11 protein-coding genes and 2 tRNA genes are annotated in these 17,487 nt (G+C 62.1%); 4 read left to right on the top strand and 9 right to left on the bottom strand.

Annotation, left to right across the window (positions count from 1 at the left end; genetic code table 11):
- Positions 1-12: 12 nt before the first annotated feature.
- The 9 genes from AT395_RS02645 to AT395_RS02605 all read right to left on the bottom strand — a co-directional run bounded on the left by AT395_RS02645 (position 13) and on the right by AT395_RS02605 (position 12,658).
- Entirely contained in the window at positions 13-1,590 is a 1,578-nt protein-coding gene (locus AT395_RS02645; protein ID WP_042113285.1) for an MBOAT family O-acyltransferase, read from the bottom strand.
- Between the two features lie 13 nt (positions 1,591-1,603).
- Positions 1,604-2,665, bottom strand: a complete 1,062-nt coding sequence (locus AT395_RS02640) for an alginate O-acetyltransferase AlgX-related protein (RefSeq protein WP_082117986.1) — start codon at positions 2,663-2,665, stop codon at positions 1,604-1,606.
- Between the two features lie 58 nt (positions 2,666-2,723).
- Positions 2,724-3,734, bottom strand: a complete 1,011-nt coding sequence (locus AT395_RS02635) for an alginate O-acetyltransferase AlgX-related protein (protein WP_048628129.1) — start codon at positions 3,732-3,734, stop codon at positions 2,724-2,726.
- Between the two features lie 44 nt (positions 3,735-3,778).
- Entirely contained in the window at positions 3,779-6,565 is a 2,787-nt protein-coding gene (locus AT395_RS02630; RefSeq protein WP_231606067.1) for an NfrA family protein, read from the bottom strand.
- Positions 6,562-8,259, bottom strand: coding sequence for a glycosyl transferase family protein (locus AT395_RS02625; RefSeq protein ID WP_042113293.1), 1,698 nt, complete (start codon positions 8,257-8,259; stop codon positions 6,562-6,564). The genes AT395_RS02630 and AT395_RS02625 overlap by 4 nt, the downstream gene beginning before the upstream one ends.
- A 19-nt stretch (positions 8,260-8,278) precedes the next feature.
- On the bottom strand, positions 8,279-10,459 hold the full coding sequence (locus tag AT395_RS02620; RefSeq protein WP_042117486.1) for a hypothetical protein: 2,181 nt from the start codon (positions 10,457-10,459) through the stop codon (positions 8,279-8,281).
- 209 nt (positions 10,460-10,668) lie between these two features.
- A complete protein-coding gene (wecB, locus tag AT395_RS02615) occupies positions 10,669-11,829 on the bottom strand; it encodes a non-hydrolyzing UDP-N-acetylglucosamine 2-epimerase (RefSeq protein ID WP_042113295.1) in 1,161 nt (386 codons plus the stop codon).
- Between the two features lie 660 nt (positions 11,830-12,489).
- Positions 12,490-12,565: transfer RNA gene (locus AT395_RS02610), tRNA-Glu, on the bottom strand.
- Between the two features lie 17 nt (positions 12,566-12,582).
- Positions 12,583-12,658: transfer RNA gene (locus tag AT395_RS02605), tRNA-Ala, on the bottom strand.
- 272 nt (positions 12,659-12,930) lie between these two features.
- Here AT395_RS02605 and AT395_RS02600 point away from each other — a divergent pair.
- From AT395_RS02600 to AT395_RS02585, 4 genes are all read left to right on the top strand, one after another.
- Positions 12,931-14,124 (top strand): hypothetical protein, encoded by a 1,194-nt coding sequence (locus tag AT395_RS02600; protein WP_231606068.1) that lies wholly within the window; start codon positions 12,931-12,933, stop codon positions 14,122-14,124.
- Positions 14,124-15,254: a hypothetical protein gene (locus AT395_RS02595; RefSeq protein ID WP_237165742.1), complete on the top strand. Its 1,131-nt coding sequence runs from the start codon at positions 14,124-14,126 to the stop codon at positions 15,252-15,254. Before AT395_RS02600 ends, AT395_RS02595 begins: the two co-directional genes overlap by 1 nt.
- Before the next feature lie 39 nt (positions 15,255-15,293).
- A complete protein-coding gene (locus tag AT395_RS02590; protein WP_082117680.1) occupies positions 15,294-15,944 on the top strand; it encodes a hypothetical protein in 651 nt (216 codons plus the stop codon).
- A 139-nt stretch (positions 15,945-16,083) separates the two neighbouring features.
- Entirely contained in the window at positions 16,084-17,427 is a 1,344-nt protein-coding gene (locus AT395_RS02585; protein WP_231606069.1) for a CsgG/HfaB family protein, read from the top strand.
- Positions 17,428-17,487 lie beyond the last annotated feature (60 nt).

Here is a 17,487-nt window from a genome sequence, read left to right as displayed (position 1 = left end):
AGCAATTCGCAATCAAAACTGGAAATAGAGGAAACGTGTTTCCTTGTGCAGATTCACGAGGCACAAAAACAGCAACACGAGCGTGACCGACAGCCACGCCGGATTCGGTTGCCAGCGCATGAATCGGCGTGCTGCTTCCTGCACCTTGAACAAGGCCGGCGAATAGCGCCCGAGAATCTGATGAGCATTCGGGGTGAACCAGACAATGCCCAGCAGCACCACGACATAGGCTAATTGCAGATGATGTCCGATCAGCAAACGCCATCCGTCTCCCAGACTTGTGCCATCGAGATAGCTAAGCGACGGCCACGCCTCGACGCCTCGCAAACCGACCATACCGCCGAGCAGCGACAAGGCGTCGTGCACGCCATTGGCGCGGAAAAAAGCCTGCGCGACCAGCACCGCCACGAAGGTGAGCGCCACCGACGCGATATGCGACGGCCAATGCACCTTGCGCGACGCCGGTTTGCGGCCGACAACGAAAATGCGCCAGCCGTGGTTGATCGAAAGGTAGGCCGCATGCAACAGGCCGAAGACCAGAAACTGAAATCCCGCGCCGTGCCAAACACCGGCCAGTCCCATGGTGAAAACCGTCGGCACGACGATCGTGCTCAGAAAACCCGACGGCGTACGCGCGGCTTCCGAGCCGCCGGGCAATCCGCGCTCACTCCGGCGACGCGAAATCGCCATCGCCACGGGGTAGTACAGATAGGCCGTCAGATAGCGCGTGAGTGTAATGTGCCAGCGCGCCCAGAAATCGATGACGCTTGTGGCCTTGTATGGGGAGTTGAAGTTCAGCGGGAAGCGAATGCCGAACATTTTCGCCAGCCCCAGCGCCATGTCCGAATAGCCCGAAAAATCGAAGTACACCTGCAACGCATAACAGAGACTGGTTCCCCATGCGCCCCAGAATTGCAGGTCGCCCGGCGAAGCAAACCCCGCATCGGCATAGGGGGCGATAGCGTCGGCCAGCAGTACTTTCTTGGCCAGCCCGATCACGAAAAGAATGCCGCCAATCGACAGGTTTTCCGCCTTGAAGCGGTAATTCTCGCGCTGCGCAAACTGCGGCATCATCTCCTTGTGATGAAGGATGGGGCCGGCGATCAGATGCGGAAAGAACGTGACGAACAGTACATAGCTGAGCAGGCTGCGTTCCTTGACCAGCCCCGAGCGGCAGTCGAGCAGATATCCGATCTGCGTGAACGTGAAGAACGAGATCCCCAGCGGCAGCACCAACGTGTCGATCGTCGAATGTGTCAGACCGAGATCGTGCAGAAATCCGAGCAGCGCGGCGAAATACTTGTAGTGGAACAGCACCGCCAGATCGACACCCACGCCCAGCGCAACGATGGCGTTCTGCACCCGTACACGGCCCGCGTTTCGCAACACGCCCTGACTGATTGCGTAGTTGAATGCGATCGAAATGGCGAGCAAGACCACGAACTGGGGATTCCACCAGCCGTAGAACACAAACGACGTCAGACACAGCCAGAACGCTGCGAGACGCAGATTGATCGCCCCGCTGATGTAATGCCCGGCCAGCGCCACCGGCAGGAACAGCAACAGGAACAGATAAGAATTGAACAGCATCGGATATCGCGTATCAGGTCGTCGGACGTTGGGGCAAACGGGTCAGTGCGGCTTTCTCGTCGTCGCTGAGCGGCAGCGATAACGCGTTCTCCGAGAATTCCCAGATCACCAGTTTCAAACTCTTGGGCCACTGCGCGCGCTGCTTGAGGGCGACCGTCAGCGCACCGGCAAAATCGCCGCCGTCCATACTCAGGTTCCACACTTCGCGCCCCAGATCGACGCCAAGCCACTCTGCGAAATTGCTACGGCGTCCGTGCGAGCTACCGGCGAGCATGACCTCGACGGGCGGCGTATCGTCGAGCAGTCCGCCTGCGCGGATCGGCGCGATGTGCTGCGCCGACGCAAGATCCGGACGCGGCCGCCACGGGTCGCGCGCATGCGCCAGCCCGGAGAGCGCAAGCAAATCGCCTACGCGGGGCTGCGCCGGGGCCGGCGTGCCAATATCGAACGCTTGCGATCCCTTGCCGGGCAGCAGCGAGAGGCCGGCATGCGCCACCGCGGCCGCCGCCGCTCTTGCCCCGTCGGCATTCATGTGCACGTCGGTACGGAAAAACATGGGCTGCTCGGCCGCCGCGAGCGTCGGGCGCAGATCGACGAACGGCACCCCTTCGCGTTGCAACGCCGATTTCACGATATCCAGACGCGCGAGCATGGTTTGCGATACCTGCCGTCCGCACAAATGTGCCGACTCGATACGCGATTTGTCCGGCACCGCCACCACCAGCACCTTCACGCCTTGCGCGCGCACCTGCGTCAGCCAGTCGTGCATCAGACGCAGGCGATCTGCAAACACGGCGTCACCCGTGCCGGGTCTGGGTCGCATGCCGTCGCGATAGAACATCCATTGCGCGCAGCCCATGGCGACCTGCTCGCCAACGTCGCCGAGCACACGGTAGCGAACCGCGGCGTTCCACGTCTCGACGGTGTCCTGCTCGGGGAGGCGCAACGACTTGTTCAGTGCGGCGCCCGCCGTGCCGTTGAGCCAAGCGCTCAGATTCACCTGCTCGCGCTCAAGCCGGGCGTGGGCGAGTGTCCACACGCCCCAGACGAGGCCGGCGGCGAGCAGCGCCGCCATCACGAACGCCGTCAGCCGATGCGACGGCGCTTGGGGGGATTCAATGTCCGGCACGTGCTCAATTTCCCGTTGCGGCCTTCAGACGCTTGCGCCATGTGTCGGGCGTCATGATCGAGGCGTTGTCCCACAGACCGGCGGCATCCGGACCTTGCGAATAGGCAGGTTCGAAGATCTGCCAGACCAGCACCTGCGGCTTCGTCTGCTTGAACGCGGGCGACTCCAGGTATTCGAGCAGCATCACCCATTGGCCCACATTGCCGGGCTTCCAGTTGACGGAGACCGGCCGGTCAAGCAGGTTCGAGAGCTTCTGCGGGAAGCCGAAGTACGGCTGCATCATGCTGTGGCCCGTGATGTGCACCGGTGCAGGCGCATCGTCGAGCAGGGCCTGACCTTCCGACGGGCGACGTACCATAAACACCTCACGGCCGATCTTCTTGCGTTCGTCGGCCGTCATGAACAGATCGGCCAGATCGCCGTAACGGCGGTCGTTGACCATGGCGCCCAGCGGCAGGCCGGTGCCGGGCTGACCCGCCAGATTAGGCACGTCCCGGCGGATCATGTCGGCCGTCGCCTGCGCGGTGGCATCGGCCGCCACCTGTGTCCAGTGCTGGTCAGTGCGGTAATACACGTCCTGACCGCCATCCTTGATGCCGCGCAGGATGGTTTCGTCGTCGAAGGTACTGATGCCGGCCGCTTGCAGCTTGCCCAAAATCGTCTTGTAGCGCGCCTTGACTTCGGGACTCATGACTTTGCCGTCGGGCAACTTGTCCTGATAGAAGAGCGACTTGTCCGGCAACAGCAACACTTCGAGTTTGATATTGCGTGCGGCGAGCGCATCGCGCGCTTCGCGCACGAGTTCCGTATTCGCGTCGATGCCACGCGTGTCCACCTGCGTGAGGCTTCCCCAACCCGGGAACAGCCAGTTGTCCTTGCCGCGAATGATCAGCGTCGAGGCGTCTTGCGCCTGCGCAGCGGCGAAGGCCAGCGTCATGGCACAAGCCGTCAGGCAACGAAGCATGCCGGCGCCTATGCAACGCGGCGCGCGAGATTCGAAAGCATTGGGGGTCATGCGCCAACTCCTAGATATCGATGAAGATCTTTCATGCTCAATACTCAGTACGACAGCGTGAACGTCAGGAACAGCCCCTTCGCGCGATCTGCCTGACCGCCACCAATGTTGAAGCGATACTGCGTGGCGAAATCGACATACGAACGGGCGGTGTTGTAATGGTCCGAGCGGAAGTAGTAACGGACGTTGAAGCCGACACCCGCCCCCAGCGACCACGACGAACTATTGCCCAGCAGGTCGTAACTGTTCACGGCTTGCGGCGGCGTGCCCTGATCGTTGATCGCGAGGCCTTCCACGCTGTCGGCGTTCTTCAGCCAATCGCCCGCGAGAACCACGTAGGGATACAGCACGAGGTGCTCGCTGATCTGGTCCATGCGGAAGCTTTGTCCGGCACGCACTTCGAAGGCGGCGAAATACTGCCGCCGCTTGACCTTGCCCGAGGTGCTGGTGGTGGCCGCGCCCGTCGTGTTGTCCGTGAGCCAGAGATCGGACGGCAGGTCTTGCCACGAATAGCCCGCCTGCACGTAGCTTTCGAGCGTGAACCAGCTCGGCTGGTCCATGCGCAGTTCACTGCCGATGTAGTACCCGTACGTGGCATAGGCCTGCCAACCGCCATTCCCCGCATTGGCGTGGTAATTCGCCGTCTGATTGTTCTGATTCAACGTGCATTGCAGGTCCTGCCGTTTCGGCTGGAAGGTGCCTGAGCGAGTTGCCGACCCGAGCAGGAACTGTCGCTCCAGACCGAACGTCAGTCCCAACTCGGTCGACGGGGTGAAGCGCACGCCAAGAATGCCCACCGTCGTGGGAAAGCCGGCGCTGCCCCGGTTCGATGTCGGATCGATGTTGATCGGCGCCTGACTGCACGGATCGAGACCCGACTGCGCAATGGTTCGGCCCCCGGCGTCGTACAACGTGTTCGTCAACTGCCCGTACACCTCGAACGCGCGATCGTTCGAATTCAACCAGCCGCGCGGACGCCAGAAAACTTCGGCGGTACTGAATACGGCATTGCCCGGCACAGAGATCGCCGCCCCGCCAAGACTTCCGCCCGCGGGGCGCGCACCGCGATACCCCACAGAGACCGTGGCACCCCATTGGCGCGACACATCGGCAATAGCGCCTCGTGTGTCGTAGAGTTGCTCCGGCGTGAGCGATAGCCGCTTCGCATCGTAGTCGTCGATGGCCTTGCGGAAGGTTGCCTCGGCGTCGGCCTTGCGGCCCGCAGCCGAGAGGGCATACCCCTCGGCAAGCACGACATCGGGTGACGCTTTGCCGCTGGCGCGCGCTGCCTGGAAATCTTCGACGGCCAGCGCGGGCTCGCCGATACGCTGACGCAAATAGCCACGCTGAATCAGCAGGTCCGGATCGCCCGGCTTCTCTGCGAGCGCCTTTTCGATGCGCTCGCTAGCCTCCTTCGCCTGCGTCGAATTCCCGGCCGCCAGCGCCGTCGTCAACAGACTCTGGTAGATCGGGCTCTTCGGGTCCAGTTCCACCGCGCGACGCGCCTGCTTGATCGCTTCCTGATAGTCCTCGCGGTCATAAGCCGCATAAGCCTGCGCAGACGGCCCGCCGTACCCGACAGTGTCATACGGCAGCAGTTCGTAGACCGTGCCGTACGGCGTTTCGCGTGGGTCCTGAATCGGCGCCGGGAAGTTGACCTGCGTGAGCGTCGGCGGTGGCCGCTTGCTTGAACGCGCGAGCTTCAGTCGTGATTTCACCGCGTCGTCTTTGTCGCTCAGCGGCGCGAGAAGCGCTATCGCCCTCGCATGATCGCCACCGGCGAGCGCCGCGTCGGCCGCAATCAGGCGGACATTGCGAACCTGCCCTTCGTCGAGCCAGTCCTGCTTGATCGCTTCGTCGAAGTCCGCATCGGCGAGGGCTTTCTTGCCCTGAAGCTGACGCAGGTATCCGCGCATCTCCAGCGCCACGGTGTTCTCGTCGTTTTGCTTGAGCGCCTCGGATGCCGCGTCTTCCGCTTCCTGCAACTGATTGTCGAGCATGAGCGCCGAGATCAGCAGCAAGCGATAGCTGTCGTCTTCCGGCGCAAGACCGACCGCCTCGCGTGCAAAAGGAATGGCTTGCTTCGGCTGGTTATCGATGATCGCCTGATAGCCCTGACTGGCTGGCTCTACGGCCTTGCGCGCGCGCAGCACCTGAATACGGGCCTTCAGATCCGACGTATTCGGCGCGCCAAGCGATATCGCGGCGTTGGCTGCGGCCACGCCGTCGTCGAGCTTTTCCTGAGCTTCGAGCGCGCCGATCCACAACAGCGCCCATGCGCCCTGCGACGGATCGATGCGGAACGCCTGCTCCGCGTGCGCCGCAGATTCGGCATATTGCTGGGCGTTGTATTCGGTATAGGCTTGCGTTGCGATGGGGAAACCGCGCCGGTAGGCTTCGGTCGGCGGCGGCCCGCTTGCCTGCGCCTGTGCCAGATTCGTATTCGCATCGCGCAACGCCGGGGCATTGAAACCGTATTTGAGTGCGTCGTCGACAGCCTTGCGCGCCTCGTCGAGCTTGCCCGCCCGTTGCAGCGAATAAACGAGCAGCATGCGCAAACGCAAAACGTCGGGGCGCAGACGAACCGCGCCCGCCGCTGCCGTTGCCGCCTGCGCGAAGCGACCGGCCTGATAGTGCTTGTACGCCTGATCGGCGAGTTTCCATGCCTGGCCGGAAAGCGGTGCTTCACCGGTTGCCTTGTCGGCAGTGGCCGAGGATGTCTGAGCGAATGCCGACGTCGGAAGCGCGGACCCACAACAGGTCATCGCCGCAACGAGTGCGAGTGTGCGCAAAGGCGTCAGAGGCGTCAGAGGCGTTGAGGGCGTCATCATGTCGCGGCAGAGGGAGAGTTGGCAGGCTGCAGCGACGGGGCGGCCACACCTTGCTGAAACGAGATGGCTTCGGAGAGCGTGGCTTCGTCGAGCCAGCCCAGTTGCATGAGGATTTCGCCAAGCGGGCGACCCTCGCGGGTTTGCGTCTCTAGCGCAAATGCCAGCTTGGTCTCATCGATGGCTTGCCACGACAGCAACAATTCACCCAATCGCTGACGCTGCTGCGTGAGCTGATCGGTCGAAGGGAAATCGTGCATCGTCTTGTCCCACACGAGGCGCTTGCCCGTGACGAGATGGACGATAAACAGACGCCAGGCACGCGCGGCGGCCATTGCATTGATGAAATTGCCGATCACCATACGGGGTGCGGCGAGCAGCGCGTGTTCCCAGCCGTACATGTGATACACGAAGAAGCTGCGCTGCGATACGCGCAACGCCAGCGCAACGGCATTCACACTCATCAGTGTCATGACCCAGCCGTTGGGCGGAAAGATCGACGGGTAATAGATCGTCCACCAACCCAGTTTGTCGGCGATCAGAAACAGCACGAAGTTGAGCAGCAGCACGTAAGCGATGATCGCAATGAACGACGTGGCCAGGCCCTTGCGGTCGCGGAACAGCAGATACTTCGTGGCGAGCGAACCCTGCCAGCCGACCTGTGCCCAGCCTTGCAGGCCAATACCCAATGTCCAGCGCGCCTTCTGCCGATATGCCGTCTTGAACGTGTTAGGGAAGTACTCGCGTATGCCGAGCGGCATGCGGATCGTCGACACCTTCTCCTTACCGAAGCCGAAGAGTCCGGTGCGCTTGATCACGTACTCGACCGGGAACTTGCCGAAGATCTGCTTCATGCCACGACGCGCCAGCCGCGCGCCGATGTCGTAATCCTCGGTGAGCGTGTCGGTATTGAAAGGCTGGTTGTGCGTCTCGGCGGCCAGCTCTTCGAGGGCGCGACGCGAGAAACACGTGCCCACGCCCGCCGACGGCACCATCTTCGACAGGCTCTCGCGCACCACCAGATCCTTGGTGTGCCATTCGGCAAACTCGTCCATGTAGGTGCCTGCAACGAGTTCGTACCATTCGCGCTCGAGCGAGGTCACCGGCAATTGAATGAAGTCGATACGCGGTAACAGGTAGTTGTAGTACTTCAGCTCCAGCGGGTGAAGCACGTCTTCGCTGTCGTGCAGAATCACGCCGGCAAAGGGCTCTGCCTGCTGTTGATTCTGCTTGAAGATCGCCTGCACGATCCAGTTCAGGCAGTCGGCCTTGCAGGTCGGTCCATCGTGAGGCACCTCCACGCGCACCAGTTGACGATAGCGGCGGCGCATCCGTTCGACTTCGGTCTTCGTTTTCTCGTCGTTCTTGTACGTGCCGACGAAAATCATGTAGTTCTTGTACTCAAGCGTGCCCACCATGCTCTCGAGCATGGCGGCAATCACGTCGTACTCGAGCCACGCCGGCACCATGATCGCCAGCGGCTGCTCACGCGCGTCGCGCAACTGCGATGCCTGCAACGGCGTGTAGCGCCGCTTGATGAACAGCGAGCGATAGATCTGGCGCACCCAGTACCAGGCATCGACGAACAGATCGTCGATGCTCGAGAGCAGGATGGCGACGCCAACGACTGCACCGGCAACTTCCAGCGCGTGATAGTAGTCGGCGACCAGATAGGGCCAATAGAGAGAAGAGATCACGATGACGTGCCTCTACTACTCAATGACCGCCGTTCTTCCTGCGACCGGCACGCAGCGCCAGCACAAGAATCAACAGCAGAACCAGCAGCGTGATCGCAATTGCCGGCACGCCCCACGAGACATAGCGACGCCATTCGTAGAACGCACTCTCGCCCGCGCCCGGCGGCATGCTCGCGTCCGGATTGCTGCTGTCGATCCAGGCCACCGGGCCGGCCGGTCCGATGATCGCCAGATTGCCGCGATTCAGCAGGAACGGCTCGCCAATGTCTGCGCGCGGCGTACCGATCGCGTACCAAAGCAGACCGTCTTCGCCGCTTGCGCGCACGACTTCGGCCGTCGACAGGTTTTGCAAACCGGTGATATCCAGCCACTTGGCGTCTTTGCCGCCGATCTCCAGCCGTTTGCGGTCGGTCACGCTCACCGTCGGCTTGGCACCGTCCACTGCCACTTCCATCGCCACGAATGGCTTGCCCGGCTTCACGCTCTTGCCGCCTGCGGCCACCATCAGCTCTGCACGCGACGGCGACAGACCGCTTGCCGCGGCGATTCCGATCACCCGGCGAATGTTGGCAGGTGCGTCTTCGAGATACCGATCGGGCACGATCAGTTGCGGATTGCCCGCCATCAGCGGCAGCAAGCCCACAAAGGTGCCGTCCGGCTCAGCCTTGCCCGGGCGGATGTAGCTCGCCGCGGGCAGCACGTTGACCGGATAGGCCTGCGGAATCTCGTCGCAGTTGGCCGAGTACGGTTGACGCTGCACCGACACACGCAACGTATTGTTCACGCCAAGCACATAGCCCGGCACGCGCGCCTTGAGTTGCTCAGGCCGCCCGTTCGCGTCGAGTTGCTTGGCCGCGAGCAGAATGCCGTTCCAGAACACCGTTGCCACGGGCTTCGATGTCGCCGGGCCGGGCGCCGCCGCCAGATACAGTGAGATCTCTCCAGGCATGCGGCCGTCGGAAGCCACGGCGCTCAGCGGAAAGGTCACGGTCCAGTCGCCGCGTGCGAGCACGTCGAAGCTATTCGACGAGCCCCCGAGGCTCGACAGGCGCACCACCTGTTTGTCCGCAATGTCCGGGGTATGCGCGATCGGAGCGGTCACGTTATTCGAAAGCAACAGGCGGCGCAGCGAATCGTCGAAGAGACCGGCAGCTTGTGCACCGGCGTCTCCCGACACGGCGATCACGGACTGACTGCCCATGGCCAGCAGACGAATCTGCTTGGCGCCGAGCGCGTCGCCCGCGAGCGGTGCGCGTTGCGCGCGCCAGGTCTTAAATGCCTCGGCAGCATCTGCGTCACTGGCAAGCTGGCCCTGCACAGCATCGAATGCGGCGCTCAGACGCGCACGCAGCGCGGCGTCTGCGACCGCGACATCGCCGCTGACCGAGGGCGCATTCATCGCCATCAACGCCCCCAACTCAGCGTCGTTGGCCAGCTTGTGCGTTGCGCTGTTGTCTCGCAATGCGGCGAAGGCCGGCACCGCCGCGAGGGCGGCCGGCACGTTGACGCCGCGCGTGTCGACAATGTCGCCCACGGCGGGCAACGCCCGCACGACGACACGCTTGCCGCTTCGCTCAAGCGCAACGCCAATACGCCATGCGCTATCGAACGTCTCCTGACTCAGCGTCTTCGATGCGACGAGCAACGACGGCGCACCGGGCAGTGTGCCCCAGGCGTCGTCGAGACTCGTGACCGACTTCTGATCGATGCGGTAGGTCAGACGCGTTTGCGGCGTGATCGTCACCGAGTTCGCCATCGAGCGATCCGGCTCGCACCGATAGGTGCCAGTGCGCGAATGCCAGTTCACCGACAGACGCACGAAGCCCGTTTCGCGTGGGCGCGACGACACCGACAGATTGCGCTGCAACGGCCCGTCGCCATCGGGCACGGATTGCGAGGTCATCGGCTGGCCGTCGATGGAGAGCACCACGGAGGCCGCCCCCGGTTCGCCCTTCAGATAGCGGCCGTCGAACGCTACCGAGGCGTCGGCCAGCGGCAGGCCCTTGGGCACCGGCAGGTAGAAGTCCTGGCTGGTGTCGCCCGAGAGCACGACAGGCGCCGTAATGCCGAGGTCGGCCAACGCGATACTGCGTTGCAGATGAGTGCCGGCGCCAAGCGCACGCACACCGTCACCCAACGCACTCGCATGCGAGGTCGCAGGAACAACGCCGCCCAGCACGCCGAGCGTGCCGGCTGTCATTGCACAAATACGACGAAGGCGCACGCGGAAGGCGTCCGGCGACGTTCGCGGGAGATCATGCGCCGTACGACGACGCGCTTGCAACGTATTGAACAACAGCATGAATTATCCGTAAGTTGGCGTTTCGTCCGTGCCGGTGGACGCAACGCAGTGGGACGACTTTGGCGGAGGCAGCGAGACAATCAATCGCGTCGGCACCCACCCGGATCTCAGTGATCCCGGCGCTCTACCGGGCAACCTGGATCGAATTCGCTCATTGCGCGCCCGCAAAGGGCTGCCACGATGCGCTGCGAGGCATGGCCATCGCCATAGGGGTTCAGACGTCGTGAGAACGACGTGTGATACGCCAGATCGTCGAGAAGACGTGTCACGCCTTCGACGATGCGCCCTCGGTTCGCGCCGACGAGCGCCACCGTTCCTGCGGCAACGGCTTCCGGTCGTTCGGTCACATCGCGCATGACGAGCACCGGCTTGCCGAGATATGGCGCTTCTTCCTGCACGCCCCCAGAGTCGGTCAGGATCACGTAGGCCCGCTGCATGAACCAGACGAAATCGACGTAGTCGAGCGGATCGATCAGATGCACGTTACTCAGGCCGGCCAGCTCGGTCAGCACAACGTCGCGAACTGCCGGGTTCAGGTGCACCGGGTAGACAATCTGCACATCGTCGCGCCGCGCGAGATCGGCAAGCGCTGCGCAGATATTGAGGAAACCGCCGCCAAAACTCTCACGGCGATGGCCCGTCACGAGCACCAGACGGCGCGATGCATCGAGCCACGAATAGCGTGCCGCAGCGGCAGCAGCGAGCGGCGAGTCGTCACGCAAACGCGCCGTGAGCGTCGCCAGCGCGTCGATCACGGTATTACCCGTCACGGCGATTCGGCCTTGCAGATTTTCACGCTGCAAGTTTTCCCGGGATGTCGACGTCGGCGCAAACAGCCAATTGCCAACGCAATCGACCACACGGCGATTCATCTCCTCCGGAAACGGCTTGGACAAGTCGCCTGTGCGCAGTCCCGCCTCCACATGCCCGATCGGAATGCGGCGATGAAACGCGGCGAGTGCGCAGGCGGCGGCTGTACTCGTGTCGCCGTGAACCAGCACGTAATCGGGTTTCTCCGTCTCCAGAACGGCATCGACACGTGCGATGGCACGTGAGAAAAGACCGTTGAGCGTTTGATTAGGCATCATGACTTCAAGGTCGTACTTGGCCTTGAGGTCGAACAGCGACATTACCTGATCGAGCATCTGGCGATGCTGACCGGTCACGCACACGACGCTATCGATGCCGGGTTCGCGATCAAGTGCCGTGACCAAAGGCGCCATCTTGATCGCTTCGGGCCGTGTGCCGAAGATAGACAGGACTTTCATATTCCTACGCTTTCATCGAGCCTATTCACACCTTGCGGCATGAAGGCTTTTTTACCCCGGGGGACTTCGGACAGGGGCGGGGCGTGGCGCGAGGTCGATAGGTTTGCTGCGAAGCCAATTCAGTTCCATTGGAGTCCAACTTATTTGGATGAATTGTGTGCAGCGACTGACGATCTTCAATACCGGCGTGGAAATACCCGGATTGATATGCTCCTCTTACCACCTGAACGTTTGCTCTATGCCACTTATGTATCGGCTTTACGCAAACTTATGATGAGTGCATGGTATAAGCCGACCGTCCCCATACTGTCCCCCGGTGATTCGGGGGATCGCCCATGTCGCGCACGCGCAACAATCAAAGCCTCGAACATGCGGTCGCTGCAATGGTGACGACAGCGACGAAAAGCCCCGCCCCGATGCCGAAAGTCGACGTCGAGGCGGGGCTGAAATGTTTGTAACCCGATTCAGTTAGCTGATGAGTTTTTAAATCGTCGCCAAAGCGTTATTGCATGTGCAGATAACGCGATCGCCGGGAAAAACCGATAGGAAGGGTAAACGCAAAAGGCCGGATGTCTCGAAAGACATCCGGCCTTTGCTATGCGTTTTGCCGAATCTGACGCCGGCCGGCTTCGATGTGTGCATCACACCGCTGCCGATAGATGGCGTCCCCTAGGGGATTCGAACCCCTGTACTCACCGTGAAAGGGTGATGTCCTAGGCCTCTAGACGAAGGGGACGGAAACCGTCGTTCGTTTGGTGGAGGTAAGCGGGATCGAACCGCTGACCTCTTGCATGCCATGCAAGCGCTCTCCCAGCTGAGCTATACCCCCGCGCGAAGAGGCGTGACTATAGCGCATTTGGCAAAGGCTTGCAACCGACCCATTACACGCCCTTCGTGCTCGTCTCCACAACGACCTCCATCGGAATTCCGGTCACGGCATTTACGCCGAATTACCTACATCGGCCCTGCATACAACTCGCATTCATCCCTATCAATTCAAATAGGATCGACGCCAATCGATTGACTTGAAATAGTTAGTAATCCAGTATTCCGCGTCCACGCGTCCCAAATTCAGCGGCGCGTACCGGGGAGCATAACAATATGAAAGCCGACGGATTTCTCTTCCGTCTTGCCGCCGCTTTTTCGGTGGCATTCTCGATGGTCTTTGCGAGCCACGTTCAGGCGCAGATCACAGACAAGACCGTCACGTTTGCCGGCGCGGCCTATGGTGGCGACGCCGCCAGCATCGACAAGCGATTCCCCTATTCCCGCGCTTACGAGAGCGGTCTGAAAGCTGCGGGCGATTCGCCCTACAAACGTCTTCTGGCCGCCGTGGCGAAAAATCCGGCCAGACACCTCACGCTCACGACCGGGCCGATCGATCAGTTGAAGGGCCGGGACCAGGCGCTCGTCGTCTCGCTCGTCATCAATACCGAGACGGTTTCTGTCGAGCGCTTCGGCGCGATCCGCAAGCTGTTTGTCCTGCTTCGCGCTCAGGTGCTGTTCTTCGACTTCAAATCGATGACCGTTCTGCGCTCGTACCCGGTCAGCTTCGGGTACGTCGACAACCTCGATCACGAGCCGACTCGCGCAGAGGTGCTTGATCGCGTGCGTATGGTCTACGACGGCGCAAACGGGAAGCCCGGCCTGTACGCCCGCTTCGCCGATTCCCTGGCGCAGGCCCAGTTGCCCGATCAGGCGCCGCGTTATCTGCAAGTCACCCATGTGGAAGTCGCGCCGGAAGCGGTCGCTGTGCTGCCCGACTACCTGAAAGGCACGCCTGGCGCAGCGCAAACCTGGGTCGCCGACATGGTGAGCGAAGCCATCTCCACACGCATCGGTGTGCCTGTCGTGCCGTACTCGAAGGGCTACGCGATCGGGAACGTCATGTCGATGCAGATCATGGACGGCACGGTCTTCAATCTCAAGCTGCCGCAACCGGACTACGAGATCGATGTCACGCTCAAGAACTTCAAAAAAATCAAGTACAGCGAGAACGCAGTAGGCACCGCGTATATCTATGGCAGCTATGCAGACGTTGCCATTCGCGAGCCGCTGACCGGCACGACCTACCTCAATACTTCGCTCAAGAACGGCGAAGTGAAACCAGTGCCGGCCTCGCAAACGTGGGTCGACGATTTCCCGGCCTACTACGACTCCGTCAACGGTCTGTTCGTGAAACTTGCCGAGTCAGTGGCGGGCGCGGACACGTCATGGGTGAAGTCTGCCGCTTCGGCGTCGGACATTTCGTCGCAAATCGACAAGACGATGGGATTGATGAAGCTATGCAAGTGATGAAGACACTGATTCTGCTGTTCGCTGCCGCCATATTCGCGTCGGGTGCCGTTGCACAAGTGCAGCAAGCGCGCGGCAAGGCGACCGTAAGTTATGAAGGCTGGTCGATCTCGCGCGACGACAAAGCTCGTGCTCTGTCGGCCGCACAAATGAAGGCAGTGGAGTTCTACTACGCCGAGGCCGGTGAAGCGGAGTCGGAGAACTTCGACGCGATTCGCCAGAAGATCCTTGCCGAGCCGGATCGATACATTCTCGACTCGACGATCCTCGCCGAAGACGAAAACTCGGACAAGAAGCAATACACGGTCGCCGTGCGGGTCTCGCTCAACGTGGCAAATCTGCGCAATGCCGTGAAGAGCAATTCCGCAGTCGCCAAGGGTGGTCCCGCCGGACGCTCGCCGCTGGCGTTCATCTTCGTATCCCGTGAAGTCGGTACCTCCCGCGCCTACGACGATCGCGTGTACAAGCGTGTCGACCGCAAAGCCGATGTCAAGGCGCAAGTCAACGCGTCGGAGCAAGGCACCGAAGGCGAGAGCGTCCGCAGCAATCAGATCGGCACCCATGCGGCGACGAGCGCAAAGATGTCGGCATCGGTGCAAAGCTCGGTATCCGTCGAGACCGGTGGCAGCACGACGCGACGTGCCACCGATAACACGTTCCGCCTGATTCCCAGCGCCAACCTTTCACAGGTCTTCACGTCGACATTCGCGAAAGCCGGCTTCAAGGTCAACGAAGCCGCACTGATCGAGCCGTACACTGGTGGTCAATTCAAGGTCGCCAATGTCGAGAACGACTACCAGAACGGCATGGACCTGAAGCCGGCAACGCTTGCCTCGATGGTCTCGGGCATGCGTGTTGCCCGCATGTCGTACATCGCGCTGGGCACGCTCGATGTCGGTCTGGCCGATCGCGATCCGAACTCCGGTCTTATGCGTGTGGCAGTCACCGTCAACGCAAAGCTGCTCGACATCGGCCAGACCATTCCCGACACCGTGGCCTCGGTGGGGCCCGTTCAATACGCTGGTACCGGGCCGACCGAGGCGGAAGCGCGTACCAATGCGTTGCGTCTGGCCGCCAACAACGCCGCACGCGAATTGACCAGCCAGATCACCAATCTCAGTTTGCGTTAATTACCGCATTCAACCATCCCACTCCTGGAGAAGACGTTCATGAAGAAAATCATCGCTTGCGCCGTTGCAGCCGCTCTTGTCGGTGCCTCGGGCGCCTCGTACGCGCAACTCGGCGGGCTGACCAGCCTCGTGGGCGGCGGCAGCAAGTCGGATAGCAGCGTTGACCTGTCGGGCCAGCAAGCTGCACTGGTGAAGAACTACGTCGCCGCCAACGTTGACGTGCTCAACGCCAATGCCAAGATGGGCGAAGCGCTCGGTCTGAAAACGCAAGCCGAACAGGCCGCTGCCGTCGTGGCGCAATTGACGTCGGGTTCGACGCAAGACAAGGACTCCGCGTCGAAGGCTGTGAACGCCGTGGACGACACGAGCGGCGCGATCGCGGCCAAGCTCAAGGAAAAGCCGGTACTCGACGACGCCTCGAAGAAGACCTTTGCGCAGGGCCTCGGACACCTCGCTCTGGGCATGGTGCATTACGCCGGTATGCGCAACGACGTGACGGCGATGGGCACCAACATGAAGAGCGCCTCGCCGATGGCACTCACCTCGCTGGGCGGTGCCGCCTACGTTGTGTCGAACTTCCCTGGCTCGGTCACGGAAGCCGGCAAGGCGCTGAAGAACGCCATCGACTTCGCACGCAGCAACGGTATCGACGTGCCGTCGGACGCCACCAAGGCACTCGCAGCGCTGTAAGCCGAAACACTCTACCTACAACATGATGCGTAACTCGCTCACGGGGGCCCTCGCGGCCCTCTTTTTTATTGCCGGCTGCTCCGGAAAACCGGGAGACCCCGCGCAAACGCCCGCCTCCGCGCCCAGCGCAGCGGCGCCCGTGCCGGACGTTGGCAAAGTCGAGACTGAAAAGACGGCTGCGGTCGGCTTCGGCAACTCCGCCGGCGAAGCCGTGCTCGAAGCGATGAAGCTCGCGCTGATGCAAGTCAACGGCGCCGTGATCCAGTCCGATAGTGTGACCGCCAAGTACGGGCTGGACGTCAGTTTGAACCGGGACTCGGCGTCGCTGCGGGCAAACGCGTTCGCCGACATCGTTCAGCAACGCTCGGGCGGTGTGATTCAGCGTCTGCGTGTGATCAGTCTCGACGAGCCGGGCGTGCTGTCCAAGCGCTATAAGGCGAGCATCGAGGCCGAGATCGCGAAATTCAAGCCGTCCGCCGACATGCAGAAACTCAAGATCGTGGTCGGCCCGGTCGTCTTCTCGCAGGCCTCGCTGCCCATGGGCGACACCAGCGTGCCGTCGCGGGAGGTTGCAGCAACGCTGCGTCAACGCGTGAGCGATGCCCTCGTGCAGACCGGCCGTTTCGCCGTACTGGACCGCGAAATGAGTCCCGAGATCGAGCAGGAACTCGACATGATCAAGTCCGGCGAGGCGCCCAGCGCAGAACTGGCGAAGCTCTCGCAGGCCGCCAGCGCCGATCTGGTGTGGAGTGCCCGCGTGAGCGCGTTCAACTACACGCGGCAGGCTCGGCAGTTGCGCACGAGCGATCGTCAACTGGTCAGCTATTCGGGCGGCTGGGCCCTCTCGCAGAAGATGGTGAACGTGGCCACGCGTCAGGTCTCGGCGGCCAGTTCGTTGAGTCATACGCTGCCGGCAACGGCACCGACCACACTGAGCACTGGTGTCGACGGACAACGCATTCTCAACGAGATGACAGACCAGGCCAGCAAGGCGATCGTCAGCGCCATCCTGCAATCGACGTTCCCGATTACGGTACTCGGGCGCGACGGCACCAATGTCGTCGTCAGCCAGGGCGGGCAGGCGCTGCGTGAAGGCGGCCGCTACGCGGTCGTCGCGTTGGGCAACGAGTTCAAGGATCCTCAGACGGGGCAAAGCCTCGGACGCGCCGAGAATCCGTGCTGCGAACTGATCGTGGAGCGCGTGACCCAAAATCTGTCGTACGGTCATCTTGAGAACGTGCGCAGCAACCTCAACCTCGACGCCCTGCCAATCGCAGGTCTTCAGGTGCGGGGCGAGCTTGCCGCCCGGCCTGCTCAGGCAGCACCGCAGGCGGGAGTCGCTGCGACGGCGGATGCGGCGCCTAACGCTACGACCACCACGACCGCCACGGCCGCCAGAGCCACGGCTGGCGAGAAAGCAACGAAGAAGGGGACGGCGCAGACCGCCACCCCATCGGCGGCGACGCAGGACGAGAAGTGGTAACGCGCCTTAGCAAGTCGTCGTAAGCCATCAGGCGGCAGGCCGTCGTCCGTGTCAGGGCGA

This window comes from Pandoraea apista (assembly GCF_001465595.2).
Taxonomy (GTDB): domain Bacteria; phylum Pseudomonadota; class Gammaproteobacteria; order Burkholderiales; family Burkholderiaceae; genus Pandoraea; species Pandoraea apista.
The sequence above is the reverse complement of the archived record's forward strand: the minus strand, read 5'-3'. Positions and strand labels throughout refer to the sequence as shown.